This window comes from Natrinema sp. 1APR25-10V2 (genome assembly GCF_031626495.1).
Lineage (GTDB): Archaea > Halobacteriota > Halobacteria > Halobacteriales > Natrialbaceae > Natrinema.
Genome location: NZ_JAMQOJ010000003.1, coordinates 432,944 through 448,479 on the forward strand (window position 1 = coordinate 432,944; position 15,536 = coordinate 448,479).

12 protein-coding genes are annotated in these 15,536 nt (G+C 65.5%); 4 read left to right on the top strand and 8 right to left on the bottom strand.

The window, feature by feature from the left end; genetic code table 11:
- Window positions 1–29 precede the first annotated feature (29 nt).
- Entirely contained in the window at window positions 30–968 is a 939-nt protein-coding gene (locus NDO75_RS11575; protein WP_310906432.1) for a biotin--[acetyl-CoA-carboxylase] ligase, read from the top strand.
- Between the two features lie 16 nt (window positions 969–984).
- On the opposite strand, the gene NDO75_RS11580 is transcribed toward NDO75_RS11575, so the two are convergent.
- The 5 genes from NDO75_RS11580 to NDO75_RS11600 form a co-directional block, all read right to left on the bottom strand.
- Window positions 985–1,257, bottom strand: coding sequence for a hypothetical protein (locus NDO75_RS11580; protein WP_310906433.1), 273 nt, complete (start codon window positions 1,255–1,257; stop codon window positions 985–987).
- A 94-nt stretch (window positions 1,258–1,351) separates the two neighbouring features.
- Window positions 1,352–2,269 carry an ABC transporter permease gene (locus NDO75_RS11585; RefSeq protein WP_310906435.1) on the bottom strand — a complete coding sequence of 306 codons (918 nt, stop codon included), beginning with the start codon at window positions 2,267–2,269 and terminating at the stop codon, window positions 1,352–1,354.
- A complete protein-coding gene (locus NDO75_RS11590) occupies window positions 2,266–3,279 on the bottom strand; it encodes an ABC transporter permease (RefSeq protein WP_310906436.1) in 1,014 nt (337 codons plus the stop codon). The genes NDO75_RS11585 and NDO75_RS11590 overlap by 4 nt, the downstream gene beginning before the upstream one ends.
- A 50-nt stretch (window positions 3,280–3,329) precedes the next feature.
- Window positions 3,330–4,970, bottom strand: a complete 1,641-nt coding sequence (locus NDO75_RS11595) for an ABC transporter substrate-binding protein (protein WP_345784899.1) — start codon at window positions 4,968–4,970, stop codon at window positions 3,330–3,332.
- A gap of 210 nt (window positions 4,971–5,180) precedes the next feature.
- Complete coding sequence (locus tag NDO75_RS11600) at window positions 5,181–8,171, bottom strand: ABC transporter ATP-binding protein (protein ID WP_310906438.1); 2,991 nt, start codon at window positions 8,169–8,171, stop codon at window positions 5,181–5,183.
- 82 nt (window positions 8,172–8,253) lie between these two features.
- On the opposite strand from NDO75_RS11600, the gene NDO75_RS11605 reads away from it, so the two are divergent.
- Window positions 8,254–8,736 carry a hypothetical protein gene (locus NDO75_RS11605; RefSeq protein WP_310906439.1) on the top strand — a complete coding sequence of 161 codons (483 nt, stop codon included), beginning with the start codon at window positions 8,254–8,256 and terminating at the stop codon, window positions 8,734–8,736.
- A 156-nt stretch (window positions 8,737–8,892) separates the two neighbouring features.
- Here the strand turns inward: NDO75_RS11605 and NDO75_RS11610 are convergent, their stop codons facing one another.
- Window positions 8,893–9,369: a universal stress protein gene (locus NDO75_RS11610; protein ID WP_310906784.1), complete on the bottom strand. Its 477-nt coding sequence runs from the start codon at window positions 9,367–9,369 to the stop codon at window positions 8,893–8,895.
- A gap of 155 nt (window positions 9,370–9,524) precedes the next feature.
- Here NDO75_RS11610 and NDO75_RS11615 point away from each other — a divergent pair, with 155 nt between their 5' ends.
- On the top strand, window positions 9,525–9,995 hold the full coding sequence (locus NDO75_RS11615; RefSeq protein WP_310906440.1) for a DUF5799 family protein: 471 nt from the start codon (window positions 9,525–9,527) through the stop codon (window positions 9,993–9,995).
- A gap of 57 nt (window positions 9,996–10,052) precedes the next feature.
- On the opposite strand, the gene NDO75_RS11620 is transcribed toward NDO75_RS11615, so the two are convergent.
- Window positions 10,053–10,196, bottom strand: a complete 144-nt coding sequence (locus tag NDO75_RS11620; protein WP_310906441.1) for a hypothetical protein — start codon at window positions 10,194–10,196, stop codon at window positions 10,053–10,055.
- Between the two features lie 122 nt (window positions 10,197–10,318).
- On the opposite strand from NDO75_RS11620, the gene NDO75_RS11625 reads away from it, so the two are divergent.
- A complete protein-coding gene (locus NDO75_RS11625; protein ID WP_310906444.1) occupies window positions 10,319–10,609 on the top strand; it encodes a hypothetical protein in 291 nt (96 codons plus the stop codon).
- Window positions 10,610–10,696: 87 nt separating this feature from the next.
- On the opposite strand, the gene NDO75_RS11630 is transcribed toward NDO75_RS11625, so the two are convergent.
- Entirely contained in the window at window positions 10,697–15,418 is a 4,722-nt protein-coding gene (locus tag NDO75_RS11630; protein ID WP_310906445.1) for a CARDB domain-containing protein, read from the bottom strand.
- Window positions 15,419–15,536: the final 118 nt, after the last annotated feature.

Sequence of the window (15,536 nt, forward strand, 5' to 3'; positions counted from 1 at the left end):
TGAAGTGCGAGCGCCTCCCTCTCGAGGCCATGAACGAGACGCGACGAGCGATCCTCGAGGCCCTGTCGGACGGACCGGTCTCGGGACCGGAACTGGCCGACGACCTCGAGATTTCGCGGGCGGCGGTCTGGAAGCACATCGAGGGGCTTCGCGACGCCGACTTCGAGATCGAGAGCGGGCCGAACGGCTACGAACTGGCGGGCGTCGACGCCTACAACGCGCCGGCGATCGAGTTCGGACTCGAGGCCCCGTTTTCGATCGAGTATCACGATAGTCTGGGAAGCACGAACGACCGGGCACGCGAGCTAGCGGCCGACGGCGCGACGGACGTGGCCGTCGTCGCGGACGAACAGACCGGGAGCCGCGGCCGCCTCGAGCGCGAGTGGTCGGCTCCGTCGGGCGGCATCTGGGTGAGTATCGTCGTCCGACCCGAGATCACACCCGCGCAGGCCCCGCTGTACACGCTCGCCGCGGCGGTCGCGACGGCGACGGTCGCTCGCGAGGCCGGTGTCGACGCCTGGATCAAGTGGCCCAACGACGTGGTCGTCCCAGTCGGCGACGACGGCGACTACCGGAAGCTCGTGGGTATCCTCACGGAGATGGAAGGAGAGATGGATCGCGTAGACTGGATCATCCCCGGGATCGGCGTCAACGCGAACCTCGACGCCGACGGGCTCCCCGAGGGCGCGACCAGCATTCGGGACGAGGCCGGCGACGTCGATAGACGGCGCTTCGTCCAGCGCCTGCTCGAGGAGTTCGATCGCTATCGAACGGACCTCGACGCCATCGTGCCCGCGTGGCGCGAGCTGACGCTGACGCTCGGCCAGCGCGTTCGAGTCGAACTGCCGTCGGACGAAATCGTCGGCGAGGCGGTCGACGTGACGGAAGCGGGGGCGCTCGAGATCGAGACCGACGACGGCCGCGTGACGGTTTCGGCGGGCGACTGCGAACACCTGCGTCCGGTCTGACTGACGCACCGCGGTTTCAGGCACCGAGCAGAACCGAACAGGCGGCCGCGGCGATAACCCAGCCCGTACCCGTCCACGACAGCACGAAAAACGCCTCGCGAGCGCTGGCCTCCGTCCAACCGGAGCTCACGTCGAGGTGATCCTGCATCCCCTCGATGGTTCGACCGAGGCCGACCGCAGTCGACCACGCGGTAACGCCGAACCCGAGGACGAGCGCGCCGAGTGCGAACGCCGTGTCCGTCGCGGCTCGCGGCGTCCAGACCGTCAGCAGTCCCAGCGAAATGATCACTCCGAGTACGGCTCCGATAATCATCCAGCGAACGGTAGCCGTCACGAGTCGGCGGGTTCGCTCGATACGAGCCGCCGAGACGGGGACACTGCGATCAATCGACGGCATCACGCATTCGCGGATCTAAGGCGTCACGCATTCCGTCGCCGAGGAGGTTGAAGCCGAGTACCGTAAGGGCAAGGAATAGCCCGGGGAAGAACGACCACCACCACGCGCCTGAGAACAGGCCGCGCTCGACGCCCTCGGAGAGCATCATTCCCCACGACGGGTCACCGGGGCTCGCACCGAACCCGAGGAACGACAGCGCCGCGATGTCGATGATAGCCAGGCCGTAGTTCAGCGTCGACTGGACGGTAATGGGTGCCAGACAGTTCGGAAGGACGTGCCGTACCAGCAGCCGCGGATCGTTCGCGCCGAGGGCGCGCGTCGCCTCGATGTACTCGTCTTCGAGGACTTTCAGGGCCGCGCCGCGGACGACGCGGGCGAACCGCGGCGTGTACACGAGCGTGAGCGCGGCGACCGCCCGCCACAGTCCCAGCGAGTCGGGGAAAATGGTGACGAGCGCGAGCGCGAGCAGTAGCGACGGGAACGACAGGAGCACGTCCATCGTCCGCATGATAACGTTGTCCGTGAGGTCGCCGTAGTACGCCGCGACGATCCCGGCGGTGATGCCGAGGACCGTGGACGCGACGACGGTCGCGGTCCCGAACTTCAGCGCGTACCACGCGCCGTACAGCACGCGCGGGAAGATATCGCGGGCCTGTCCGTCCGTCCCGAACCAGAACTCGCTGCTCGGCCCCGCCTTCGTCGGGTTCGATCCGAAACTGGTGGCGACGATGGCCTCGAGGTCGTACGCGAGTCGGGCGTAGACGGCCACGACGACCATCCCGAGGATGATACCGAGGCCGACAACTGCGATTCGATTCGACAGCAGTTCCGTGAGGAACGGGCTGGCGCGGATGCGGTCGACGGTGCTGCGTTCGACGTCTGCTGATTGAGTTTCCGTGCTCATTGGTCGATCCGTGGGTCGAGGATGGAGTACGTGATGTCGACGAATAGATTCACTATCGTGTACATGAACGCGAACACGAGGACGGTCGCCTGTACCACGGGGTAGTCGCTCCGGTTGATAGCGCTGACGAGCAGCGTCCCGATGCCGTTGATCTCGAAGACGGTCTCGGTCAACACGGAGCCGCCGAGCATCGAACCGAACTGGATCCCGATGATCGTGATCACGGGGATGAAGGCGTTCCGGAGCCCGTGTTTCATGACCGTCGTCTTCGCACCCTGTCCCTTCGCGCGAGCCGTCCGCATGTAGTCCTGGCGGACGACCTCTAGCATCGACGAGCGCATCATCCGAGAGATAAACGCCATCGAGTAAACGCCGAGCACGACGACGGGCAGGAACAGGTGACGAACGGCCGACTGAAACGCCGCCGGATCCCCGGCTAACAGCGTGTCGACGAGGATGAATCCGGTCTTCGAGTCGATGAAGTGAGTCGATCCGATACGCCCGCTCGTCGGGAGGACGCCCAGAAACTGTGCGAACAGCAGTATGAGGAGCGGACCGCTCCAGTAGATCGGGACGCTGATTCCCGTGAGCGCCCCGATCCGTGAGAAGTGATCGGTCAGCGTATCCTTCTTGACGGCGCTCAGGATGCCGAGGGGCAGTCCGAACAGCAGGCCGGCGGCCTGTCCGAGTATGGCGAGTTCGATGGTGATCGGGAGCCGGTCGGCGAGGATTGCGCTGACATCACTGCCGCGCCGGACCTGGTAAGACTGACCGAAATCGAGCGTCGCGGTGTCCCCGAGAAATCGGATGTACTGCTGCCACAACGGGTCGTTCAGCCCGAGGTCAGTTCGGACCTGATTGATGAACTCCTGACTCGCTCGTTCGCCCGCGATAGCCACCGCAGGGTCTCCCGGAGAGAGCTGAAGGATCGCGAAGACTAGCGTCGCGACTCCGAACAGCACCGGGCCGAGCAACAGCAGGCGTTTGGCGATGAACCGCTTTGATACCATTATACGGAGATAATTTTGATATCTTGAAAAACTTCCGTCAACCGGGCGCTCTACTCGAGTTCCACCAAGTGGAGGTGCGGACCACCGATGGCCGATACCGTGTAGTTGCTGACGGTATTCCGGACACCGCGGACTTCGTCAGCGTAGTCGATGAAGACCCACGGCGCTTCGTCGTGGGCGATCTGGGCCGCCTGGTTGTAGAGTTCCGCACGCTCGTCCTGGTTTGCCGTCTTCTGGGCTTCCTCGACGAGGTCCATGTACTCCTGATTGGCCCACGCGCTCCGGTTGGACGTATTGAAGCCTTCCGTTCCCCAGTCGACCCAGTCCTGTCCCTCCGGGGACTCGACCTGCGGGTGGAGGAGGACGTAGTAGAAGTTGTCCGGGTCGGCGTTGTCCGTGTACCAACCGGCCAGAGACGCGTCGTGTTTCCCCTCCGACGTATAGGTCAGGTAGTCCGAGAACTGCCGTTCGTCGATCGTAACGTCGATACCGATCTCGCCGAGGTTCGTTCGGATAGTCTCCGCCGTCGGCAGCGGCGCCGGGTTGTAGCCGCGGGCGTTCTGGAAGGTCGTCAACTCGAAGGAGAGGCCGTCGCTGTACTCGGTCTCGTCCAACAGGGACTGCGCCTCATCGGGATCGTAGGAGTACGGGCTGAGGTCGTCGTTGTGTCCGAAGAGCGCTGGCGGGCACGGTTGGTCGGCCTGCTCCGCGATACCGGAGTAAACCTCGTTGACGATCGATTCGGTATCGATGGCGTAACTGATGGCCCTCCGGACTTTGGGATCGCGGAACGCCTCCATCCGAGACTGGTTGAGCGACATGTAACCGATGTTAATGCCCTGTCCGGACTGGACTTCGGCGGCGTCGGAGTCCTCGACCGTGCCGATGTTGTTCGGGCCGAGGTTATCGATGATCTCGAGCTCCCCCTCAACGAGGGCTTGCGTCCGTGTGGAGTTCTGCCCTCGTTCGAGGAACAGGAGTTCGTCCACGTTCGGACCGTCTCCCCAGTAGTTGTCGTTACCGGTGAGCAGGATACGGCCGTTCGAGTCGTCGAGTTCCTCGAGCTGGAACGGGCCCGTACCGTTCGCGTCTGCGTTGAAGTCGAAGCCGCTCTCGATGTCGTCCTTGGAGAGGACGACGGCAGCGAACATCGCGAGGTTGCGAAGGAACGGTGCGTACGGTTGCGTGAGTGTGATGTTCAGGGTATAATCGCCGTCGGCCGAAACGGAGTCGATCCAGCTACCGAGCGTAAACGGACCGTACACGGACGCGTCCTCGAAGTAGTACTCGTAGTCTTCATCCACGAACCGTCGGTAGGTCGCGATAAAGTCGTCGGCGGTGAAGTCGGTGCCGTCGTCGAACTGCGCGTCCTCGCGCAGTTCGAGCGTGACGTCCTTGCCGTCCATCGACCAGTCGGTCGCGAGACTCTCCGTGATAGCCGCTTCGCCCGGCTCGAAATCGATGAGCCCGTCGTAAATCTGATTCGTGACTTTCGAAACCTCGCCACTGGTCGTGTTCTGCGGGTCGAGGGTGTCCGAGTGCGAACTCCGTCCGTACCGGAGCGTTCCGCTCCCGCCACCCTCACCGCCGAGACAGCCGGACATCGAACTCGCCGCGGTTGCGACGACTGTCGCGCTACCGGCCGATTTTAGGAAACTTCGCCTGGAAGTTTGATTGCCAGCATCTGACATAAGGCTATGGCTCGGGCCAATATATATAATACTTCCGGACAGAATCGAAAGGGGCGAGATTATATATGATTTGTACTGATTAAATTAAAATAAAAACCGCTCATAACGCCCTGAATATGCAGTAATCCACGAGAAAGTTTCCAATAGTTTATTCTGGTCGTACGCTCTATCATTCCGGTATAATCGACCGCTATAGCGGTTCGATATGTCTCACTCCACGTCGGTAACTCGGTGACAGGCTGCCGGGTGGTCGCTATCGTCGAGTGTGGGTTCTTTCCGTTCACAGACGCTTTCGAATGCGTCCGTGAGAACGGCCTCGGCAGCCTCCCAGTCACCGTCTCTGAGATGGCGGTAGGACTCGTCGATCGCCTCGCGGGCGCGACCCGACAGCGTCCCATCGAAGAACTGCGCGTCTAGTACGGCGGCGAAGCCGTTGCCACCGTCTGCGATAGCGCGGGCCGCTGGCGCCTCACCGGCGGCCTCTTCTCTGGCCGCCTCGAGATCGATGTCGCGGGACGCGACGCGCTGTCGGTAGAACATGACCTCACGGTACCGCTCCTGATCGATGTCGAGGTCGTCGGGGGGGATGATCGCCGGACACCGCGTCCGAAAGTGACACCCCGACGGCGGATCGATGGGAGACGGTACGTCGCCCTTCAGGATAGTGCGGTCGTCGGTACTCGCCAGCGGATCGGGTTCGGGAATCGCCGAGAGCAACGCGTTCGTGTACGGGTGAGTCGGATCCGCGAACAGTTCGTCGGTCGTCGCGACCTCGACGATTTCGCCGAGGTACATCACTGCCACGCGGTCCGAGATGTGCCGAACGACCGAGAGGTCGTGGGCGATAAACAGGTACGTCAACCCGAACTCGTCCTGTAGGTCCTCGAGGAGGTTGATAATTTGTGCCTGGACGGAGACGTCGAGGGCCGATACCGGCTCGTCGGCGACGATGAAATCGGGATCCACCGCGAGGGCGCGAGCGATGCCGACGCGCTGGCGCTGCCCGCCGGAGAGTTCGTGGGGATACCGGCCGTACTGGCTCTCGTCGAGCCCGACCTCCTCGAGGAGGTCGAAGACGCGGCGGCGGCGGAGGCCGCGCTTCGAAGCGCTCAGTGACACATCCACGTGCACGCTCGTGATGTGCCCGTTCTCACGCGTGACATCCGTCGTCACGTCGAGGGGGCCCTCGACGTCTACGGTGACGTCGTCGTCGGCCACGGTGACGTCTACGGGAACGACGGTCTCCCCGTCGCTGCTCTCGAGTAACGCGTCCACGTCGTCCGCGACGTCGACGGACACCGCGTCTGCCGGAACACCGGTCGTCGAGACGGCCGCACGCGTTACCACGTCGGGGTCGCTCTCCGGGAGCCCGTGAATCTTCAACGGCTCCATGATGGTCTGCCCGACGGTCATCCGCGGATCGAGACTCGACATCGGATCCTGGAACACCATCTGCATGTCCTTGCGCTTCTCCCGGAGTTCGGACTTCGAGAGGTCTCCGAGGGTTTCACCGGCGAACACCACCGTCCCGTCCGTCGGCGGGTTGAGGTGGAGGATGGCGCGACCCGCAGTCGATTTGCCACAGCCGGACTCGCCCACCAGCCCGAGCGTCTCGCCCTCGTGAACGTCGAAGCTGACGCCGTCGACGGCCTTTACGCTCGGTTGCTCGCCGATAAACCGGTCGAGGATGCCGTCCTCCTGTTGGTAATACTTCCTCATTTCGCGGAGTTCGACGATCGGCTCGCCGATATCGCGATCGGTCGATGACGCGACGCCCTCGCTGCCGTACTCGTCTTTGTCGAAGGACTCTCGGACGCACTTCGATCGATGGTCGACGTTCGCGGGTCCGTGTTGCTGGAACTGAATCTCGCCCTCGCGACACTCGGATTCTGCCCACGGACACCGGTCTGCGAAATGGCACCCGTCTGGCATGTCGATGAGGTCCGGGACGTTGCCCTCGATGGGCGTGAGACGGTCTTTCTCTTCCGTCGGGATCGACTCGAGGAGCGTGTACGTGTACGGGTGGCTCGGATCGGCGAAAATCTCCTCGACTGGCCCCTCTTCGACGATTTCGCCGGCGTACATCACCGCGACGCGGTCGCAGGTCTCCGCGACCACGCCGAGGTCGTGGGTGATCATCAGCACCGACATCCCGAACTCGTCCTGCAGGTCGTCGATGAGATCGAGTATCTGGGCCTGAATGGTCACGTCGAGGGCGGTCGTCGGCTCGTCGGCGATGAGGAGGCTCGGCTGACACGCGAGCGCGATAGCGATGAGGACGCGCTGGCGCATTCCGCCGGAGAACTCGTGGGGATACTCCTCGAGGCGCGTCGTGGCCTCCGGGATGCCGACTTCGGTGAGGATTTCGACGACGTCGGCCATGACTTCGTCGTCGTGTTCCTGGCCGCCGATTTTCGGCAGAATCTCCCGGATAGCGTTCAGCCACGTGTCTCGTTTCCGTTCGCCGTACTGGTGCAGTCGCAGGGACTCCGCGACCTGCTCGCCGACGGTCACCGCGGGGTTCAGGGACGTCATCGGGTCCTGAAAGATCATCCCCATCTCGCTGCCGCGGACCTTTCGCATCGCTTCTTCGGGTGCGTCGGTCAGGTCGACGACGCCGTCTTCGACCGCGATCGATCCGATATCCTCGCCGCGTTCGAATCGGTCGCGCGCTTTCTCGTCCAGATAGACGAACCCGTCGTCGGCGTCGTCCACGGCGTTCTCTAGCGCGTCCGCGACCGCGGAGTCGGCTTCGCCGTCGTCGAGTCGGTCGGCGGCGTCTCTGAGTTCCGGTGCGAGCTCGGCGGGATCGTCGCGGTCCGCGAGGTCGGTGGCCACGCCGCGCAACTCCGAACTCGCCGAGTCGATTCCGTCGCCGACGCGGAGGTCCGAGATGAGTTCCCTGACTGCGTCGACGAGTTCGAAGGGATACGGCACGACGGCTCCGTCGAACTCGTCCGCGAGATCCGCAGCGAGTGCCCCACGCCGTAAGGACACCCGACCGCTCACCACGTCGCCCGGGTCGTCCACGAGATCCATCGCCGAGAGTGCAGTCACGCTCTTGCCGGAGCCGGACTCGCCGACGAGGCCGACAGTTTCGCCCTCTTCGATGCTGAGATCGATACCGTCGACGGCTTTCACTGCACCGCGTTTGGTCTCGAACTGCGTGCGGAGACCGGAAATGGATAGAAGATCGGACATTAACAGCAGTTCTCGAGTCAGCGAAGAAATAGCTTGTGGGACTTCGACAACGTTTACCTTCGATGGCGCATGCGGTGCAGACATGAGCGAGAATCCAGCCGATGGCGCTCCGAGCACCGCCCAGCCCCAATCCGGATGGCGGGCTGTCGTCGAGGACATGGCGGCGACCGCCGACGAGTACCGCGACCGGGGCTGGACGGCCCTCGAACTCCATCCCGGAGACTCCGTGCTCGTCGACTCCGAGCGGCGCACGGGCCTCGACGTGGTCCTTCCGGGGCCCGAATACGAGGACCTCGAGTCGCTGACCGAGGACTGCACGTTCGCGGACGTAGACGTGTTCCGCGCGGAACAAAGCAGCATGCTCTACCTGCTCGTCGTCGAAAAGGATCCGAACACCGAGACGGCAGTGTTCGTTCCCGCCTACTACGACCCCGGGTCCGGCCAGTCGAAACTGGAGACGATCCAGTCGGACGGAGAGCTCCGGCTGTTCTGCAGGCGGCTGGACGACGACTACGTCGAATTCGTCCACGACGACGTCACGCCGTTTCTCCCCGAATCAGTGTAGGGCGTCGAGTGAGAGCCGTTTCGGCCCGGTACTCTGCTATCACTGTCTCGTTCGGAGGACCGAGCGGAGGCCACAGGGAAACCGTTCGGCGTGAACGACACGGGACATCGCCGGTCCCCGTCAACTGCTTCTGACCACTGCTCCCGACAGAATCCGTTACTCGACGGTGAGTCGCTGCTCGTTCGGCCGCTCGTCGACCTCGTCGGAGTCGACTTGCACCGTCAATACCGGCACCGAGGCGCGACGGACGACCCGCTCCGCGACGCTGCCGAGCAACAGCCGATCGATTCCGCCGCGACCGTGGGTCCCCATCACGATCAGGTCGCACTCCCCCGGGTCGGCCGCCTCGACGATGGCGTGGCTCGGCGACCCCTCGAGCACGTCGGTCTCGACCGTGACGCCGTCCGGCGCCAGTGCCGCGGCTCGTTCGACCGCAGCTCGCCCCTCCTCGTGAAGCGCGTCGCTGATCCCTTCCAGCGCGGTCTCCATGGGGAGCCCGCTGTAACCGGTCACGTTGACGACGTAGAGCGCGCGAACGGTCGCGTCGTGGGAGCGCGCGAGGTCGAACGCGTACTCGAGCGCGCGTTCGACCTCCGGCGAGCCGTCGGTCGGGACGAGGATGCGGTCGTACATTACGATACGTGATAGCATACAACAAGCACCTATATCAGCGTTTTCCCGCCGGTGGCGGCCGGCGGATCGATCGACGAGTCGAGAGTCGCTCGCCCGGGCGGCGACGGGCGCGCGGAGGGGAAACGCTGATACAGCCGCCCCGCTAACCGGATTCCATGAGCGACACGTCGTGGACCGACCGGATCGTCGGGGACCGCATGACCGTCGATCAGGAGTTCGCTGCGCGGATTCAGGAGTCGCAGTTTTCCAACCAGCAGTGGAGCCTGATCATGACTGCGACGGAGTTCGAAATCGAACACCCCGACGACCCGGAACGGGCGCAGATCGTCGCCAACACGGACAACCTCGAAGGCATCATCCCCGAACTCGACAACGTGCAGTCAGGGATGGGCGCGATGGGGGGCCAGCCCGGCGGCGGTGCCACCGACTCGAGTGCTTCGAGCGGCGGCGTCTTCGACTCGATCATGGGCGCGCTCGGCATCGGTGGCGGGGGCGGCTCCGACGAGAAGGCACAGCTCGAGGCGGCCGAACGGCTCACCCAGGAGTACGCCACGGAGCTCCAGTCACACCTCGAGTCGAAGGGGCGGTGGGAGTCCGTCCGACGTAACGTCGCCGACGGGAGCTAACTCGAGCCGTCCTATTCGAGGATCGCTGTTCCGTCCCGCCGGCACTCTCGTCGCCGATCAGTCGCCGGCGTGGAACATCGTGTACTCGCTGGCTTCGTAGATGTTGATAAGCTCGGTGACAAGCTCGTCGTAGGACTCGTCCTCGACGCGCAGTGCATCGAGCCGTTCGATCGTCTCTTGCTCGAGTTCGACGGATGGCATACCCGTGTGTTCGTCGTAGACCGGCAAAAACGCGAGGGGTAGGGGGATCCGTCGGCGGCTCGTCGTCGACCGCTCCGGCGCGAGTCACAGCATCTATAGGGACGGTTCCCGACCGTAGGTGTATGTCCGACGAAGTCCAGACGACGACCTTCTCGATCAGTTCAGACGACGGCGAGACCGACGAGGTGACGATTCCGACGGGGCTCGTCGATCTCGTCGCCGAGGGCGACCAGACCGACGCCGAAACGGTCGGCGACGTGATGCTGCTGTCATTCGCCAGCCGCGCCCACCACATCGTCCACCACGGCGAGGACGCCGACGCGGAACTCGAGGCCCAGGAGTCGGAAGTGATGGACCTGTTCGAGGAGCGGTTCGGCGTCACGTTCGGCGAAGCGACCGGCCACCAGCACTGACGCTGCGCGAGCCGATTCCTTCGGAACAGGACCGATTTTTGCAGGACAACGAGTCCGACGAGTCGAACGACGCGGTCGGTGCGAGCGCTATCCAGTAGCCTCGGTTTCGTTTCCGGTCTCGGCTGCCCCACCATCGTCAGCCGCGCCATCGGCCCCGTCGGCCGTGTTCGGGCCGGCATCAGCGTTCGTGCCCGGTGACCCGGGCTGCGTCGGGCCCGTCGTCTGATCGTTGCCGCCCGCGACGTTCGGTTGCTCTTGCGTTCCGGGCGTTTCGGGCTGCTCGGGCGGCGTCGGCACGTCGGGTTCTGCCGGTTCGGGTGGTTCAGGTGGTTCGGGTGGTTCCGGCTGTTCGGGTTCGGCCCCCTCGTCCGCCCCCGGTATGGCCGCCTCGATCGTCACCGACGCCTGGTTGTCGGGGGTCGCGACCGTGTGCGTCGATGTCCCCGCGGGAAGTTGCGGCGAGAACGAGAGCGTCGTCGCCTGCCCGCCCGCGAGCGTCACTGACGCCTCGGCGATCGGTTGGCCGTCGATGCTGTAGGTCACCGTCTTCGTTCCCTCGAGATCGCCCTCGTTCTCGATCGTCGCACTGACCGTCACCTCCTCGCCCGGCGTGCCGGTTTCGGGCACCGAGAGATCAGCAACGGCGAACGCGGCCGGATCGGGCCTCGGTTCGACCGTCACCGTCGTCTCGGCTGTTTCGTTCGCGGTCGAAACCGCGACCGGGTACTCGCCGGGCTCGAGATCAGCCGTCTCGGCGCTCAGCGTGAGTGTTCCCGATTGGCCGGCCTCGAGCGAGACCGCTGTCGCGTTGACGACGGCGTCGCCGATCGCGAGCGAGACGTTCTGCGTCCCGGTTTCACCGCCGACGTTCTCGACCTGGGCCTCGACCAGAATCGGCTCGCCCTGCGTGACGGGGTCGTTCGTCCCCGTGATCGAGACGCCGAACGCGGCGGGGTCAGCCTCGAGTTCGCCGGCGGGCGGCGTCGCCGCGGTCAGCGGCTCCTCGTAGCCGAACTGCGAGAGGTCGACCTGCCAGACGAGCCGTTCGTCGTCGCTCTCGGGCGTCCACTCGACGGTGAACTCCTGCTGCCCGGGCTCGAGTTCGGTCGGCGGCCGGGCGGTCGTCGTTCCCTCGACGAACTCGCTGTTCGCGGCCAGCGGTGCGTCGTTCGGGTTCTCGTAGTCGAAGGTCACGTTGATGCCGTCCTCGGTTGGTGCCGTCTCCACGACGGAGAGCGACGGGCGCTCCGGCCGGATCGAATCGAGACACGTTTCGTCGGGATTCGGGTAGTCGATGCCACCGACGGGTGCCGCTTCTGGCGAGCTGATGCCGGAGATGGACGTACCGAAGGTGCCGTAGTCGGGCACCTCGACGATCACTCGGTCGCCGTCGGTCGTGACGTTGCGTTCGTCGCCGATCCGGAAGACGATCGTCCCGTCGAACGGGGCTTCCATCTCGTCGCCGGCGGTGACGATGTCCTCCGCGATGGTATCACCGATCCCGCTGCTGGTGTAAAAGCTGGTGCTGGCGGCGACCCGCTCACCTTCGTCGAGCGAGGCGTCGACCTCGACGTACGTGCAGTTGACGAACTCGACGTCGAACGACTCGAGCGTTCCGTCGACCGTGTACTCGACCGCGTCCGTCTCGAGGACGGTCCCGTTACCCGCGTCGACGACCGCCACTTCGAGCGTCGCGTTCGACTCGAGCGGCGGTTCGAGGGGGAACTCGAGAGGGCCGATCGTCTCGTTCGCGCCGAAGGTCTCGGTCGCCGTGCGTTGCGTGCCGTTCTCGTCGGTGACGGTGATCGCGTAGTCGACGGACGCGTTGGCCTGCGTGACGGTGATCGTCTCGCCGTCGCCCGTCTGATCGGCCACGGAGAGGTTCGCGGTCGGCCGGTCGGGGTCCGGTTCCGCGAGCCCGTACGTAATCGTCCCGTTCGCCAGCACCGTGTCGTCCGCCGCGGCGCGAACGGAGACGTCGACGGTCGTGTTCGCCTCGATCGGCGGCTCGAGTTCGAGCGTCTCGTCGGTGACGGTCGTGTTCGCCTCGAACACCTCGCTGTCGACCCGCTGGCCGTCGTACTCGGCCGAAATGACGTACGGAACGGACGCGCTCGCCGCGTCGACCGCGAGCGTCTCGCCGTCGCCCGTCTGGTTGTCGACCGAGAGCGAACCCTCGGGCCCTTCGGTCTCCTCGTCAGCGACGGTGTACGCGATCGTCTCGTTCGCGAGCGTCGCACTGTCGGCTGCTGCGACGACCGCCACCTCGAGCGTCGCGTTTTCGGTGAGCGGTGGCTCCAGCTCGATCGTCTCGTTTTCGACCGTCTCATCGGCCACGATCGGCTCGGTCGCCGCGAGCTGCGTGTCGTTCTCGTGCGTGACGGTGAGCGCGTAGTCGACGGTCGCGTTCGCCTCGTCGACCGTCAGACTCGAGCCGTTCCCCGTCTGGTTCGACACCGACAGCGACGCGTTGGGTCCCTCGTCCGGTCCGGTCGGCTCGTCGGGTCCAGCCGCGACGGTGTACTCGATCGTCTCGTCTGCGAGCGTCGAACCGTCTTCGCTGACGACAGAAACGGCGACTGTCGCGTTCTCGGAGAGCGGCGGCTCGAGCTCGAGCGAGAGGTTCGTCACCGGCTCGCCGGCCGCGAACGTCTCGCTCTCGACCGTCTCGCCGTCGTAGGTCGCGGTCACCGCGTACGGCACGGACGCGTTCGCCTCATCGACCGTCAGACTCGAGCCGTTCCCGGTCTGGTCGGCCACTGACAGCGATCCGGTGGGCTCGTCGGGTGCCTCCGCGACCGTCACGAACGCACCGCCGAGGGCCGGCGCACCGGCACCGGTGACGTACGGCGGATCCGTTTCGCCGTCGGAACCGACGTAGTCGAACGCCTCGTTCCCGTTCGTGTCGTGGTGGGCGACCGCCACGACCGCTCCGCTCTCCGACAGCGGCTCGTCGAGTTCGATCGTGACGTTCTCGTGGGTTCCGGCCTCGAGGTAGCTCGAGACCCCGATCACGCTGTCGGGATCGGTGTCGACGGCGACACCCTCGTAGACGGCCACGAAGCCGCCCTCGGAGAGGGAAACCTCCTCGATCGTGACCCGCTGGCCGCCGGACGTCTGATCGGCGAAGTCGATAGTGGCCGTCCCCTCGAGCCGGTCGACCGTCTCGATCCGCTGGACGACGGTGACCTCGACGCGCTGGCTGATGACCGTTACGTCGTCGGTTCCTTCCTGAACCGCGAAGGCGGTCGCGTCGGCGGCGGTCTCGGCGGTCACCCGCTGGAGCTGCGTAACGCTGATCCGCTGGGTCTGGACGGCATCGGCGGTCTCCGTGGTGGCGAGTCGCGCCGCCGTCTGTATCTGCTCGACCGTCGCCGTCTGCACCTGCGTCAGCGCGCCGCTCGCCCCGCCGCGCGCGAGATACTGGACCTGCGTAATCTCGACCAGTTGCGTCTGGGTCACCGCGCCCTCGCCCGCACCGAAGGCGGCGGCCTGTATCTGTTCGACGGTCACCGACTGCTGCTGGACCGCGGACGTGATCGCGCCTTCCGCGGCCCCGACCGCGGCGTACTGGATCTGCGTGATCGAGACGACCTGGCGCTGGACCAGCACGCCGCTTGCGCTCCCGGTGGCCGCGGCGTGGATCTGCCGGACGGTCGCCTCCTGACTCTGAGAGATCGCGCCTTTCGCCGCGCCGAACGAGGCCTCCTGTATCTGCGTGATCGAGATGCGCTGATACTGCTCGATGCGGACCGACTGGACCTGCTTCAGCGAGCCCCGGCTCGCGCCGCGGGCCGCAGCCTGTGTCTGTCGGACCGACACCCGCTGTTTCTGAACAAGTGCCCCCTTCGCCGCCCCGGCGGCGGCCTTCTGAACCTGCTTGATCGTTACCCGCTGGCGCTGTTCGACCGCGATGCGCTGTTCCTGGCGCACGTCGACTCGCTGTGCTTGACTGACGTTCGCGCGCGTCGCCCCGTCGATCGCCCCGGCGGCGGCTCCCGCAGCCGCGTGCTGGACGTGCTCTATGGTCACCCGCTGGCGCTGTTCGACTGTGATCGACTGATACTGCGTCAGAACCCCGTAAGCCGATCCCTGGGCGGCTTCCTGAATCGTCGGCACCTTGCCGACGTCTTTCGCGCCCGCTTCCTTCGCGGCACCCGCCGCCGCGCCCCTGGTCGCGACCTGGATCTGTTCGCCAGTCACGCGCTGGCTCTGTGCGAGCCCGCCGTGGGCCGCGCCCCAGGTCGCGCTCTGCAACTGGGTCACGTTCGCCGACTGGGACTGCGAGAGTCCACCGCCCGTCGCCCCCGCGACCGCGTGCTGGATCTGAGTGACGTTGACCGACTGTTTCTGGATCAACGCGCCGTGGACGGCCCCCGCCGTCGCCGCCTGCACCTGTTCGGCCTCGACGGTCTGGTACTGGGTCGCCGCCGCGCGTGCGCCCTCGAGCGCCGCCGCTCGCTGTTCCTGCGTCACGTTGATTCCCTGGGTCTGGACGAGTTCGACGCCCTCCGCGACGCCGGCCTCGACGGCGGTCTCGTTGGTTTCTTGTGCGGTCTGCTCTGCTCCGCCGTCGGCCGCCGTCTCTTGGTCGAACGTCACCAGTTCGAACTCGGCGTCTGCGGCGGCTTGTGAGCCGTTCTGTGCGATGGCTCCCTCGAGTGCGGCCGTTTCGTCGGCCGCCTCGGCAGTCGTCTCGCCGCCGGCGACTCGCCCGGCGCTACCACCGAGCAGCGGCAGCGCGACGGCGCTTCCGACCAGCGCGGCCGCCAGCAGGACGACGGCCGCGGTCGTTCGACGCCCCCTCATCTGCCGATCCCTCCTGCAACAGCGTCTGCGAACGCCGTTTCGCTCCTCCACCGATCTCCCCCCGATTTCGCTTCGTCTCGCCCCTGAACGCCGGCCGCTGGACTACCGGTACCCATTT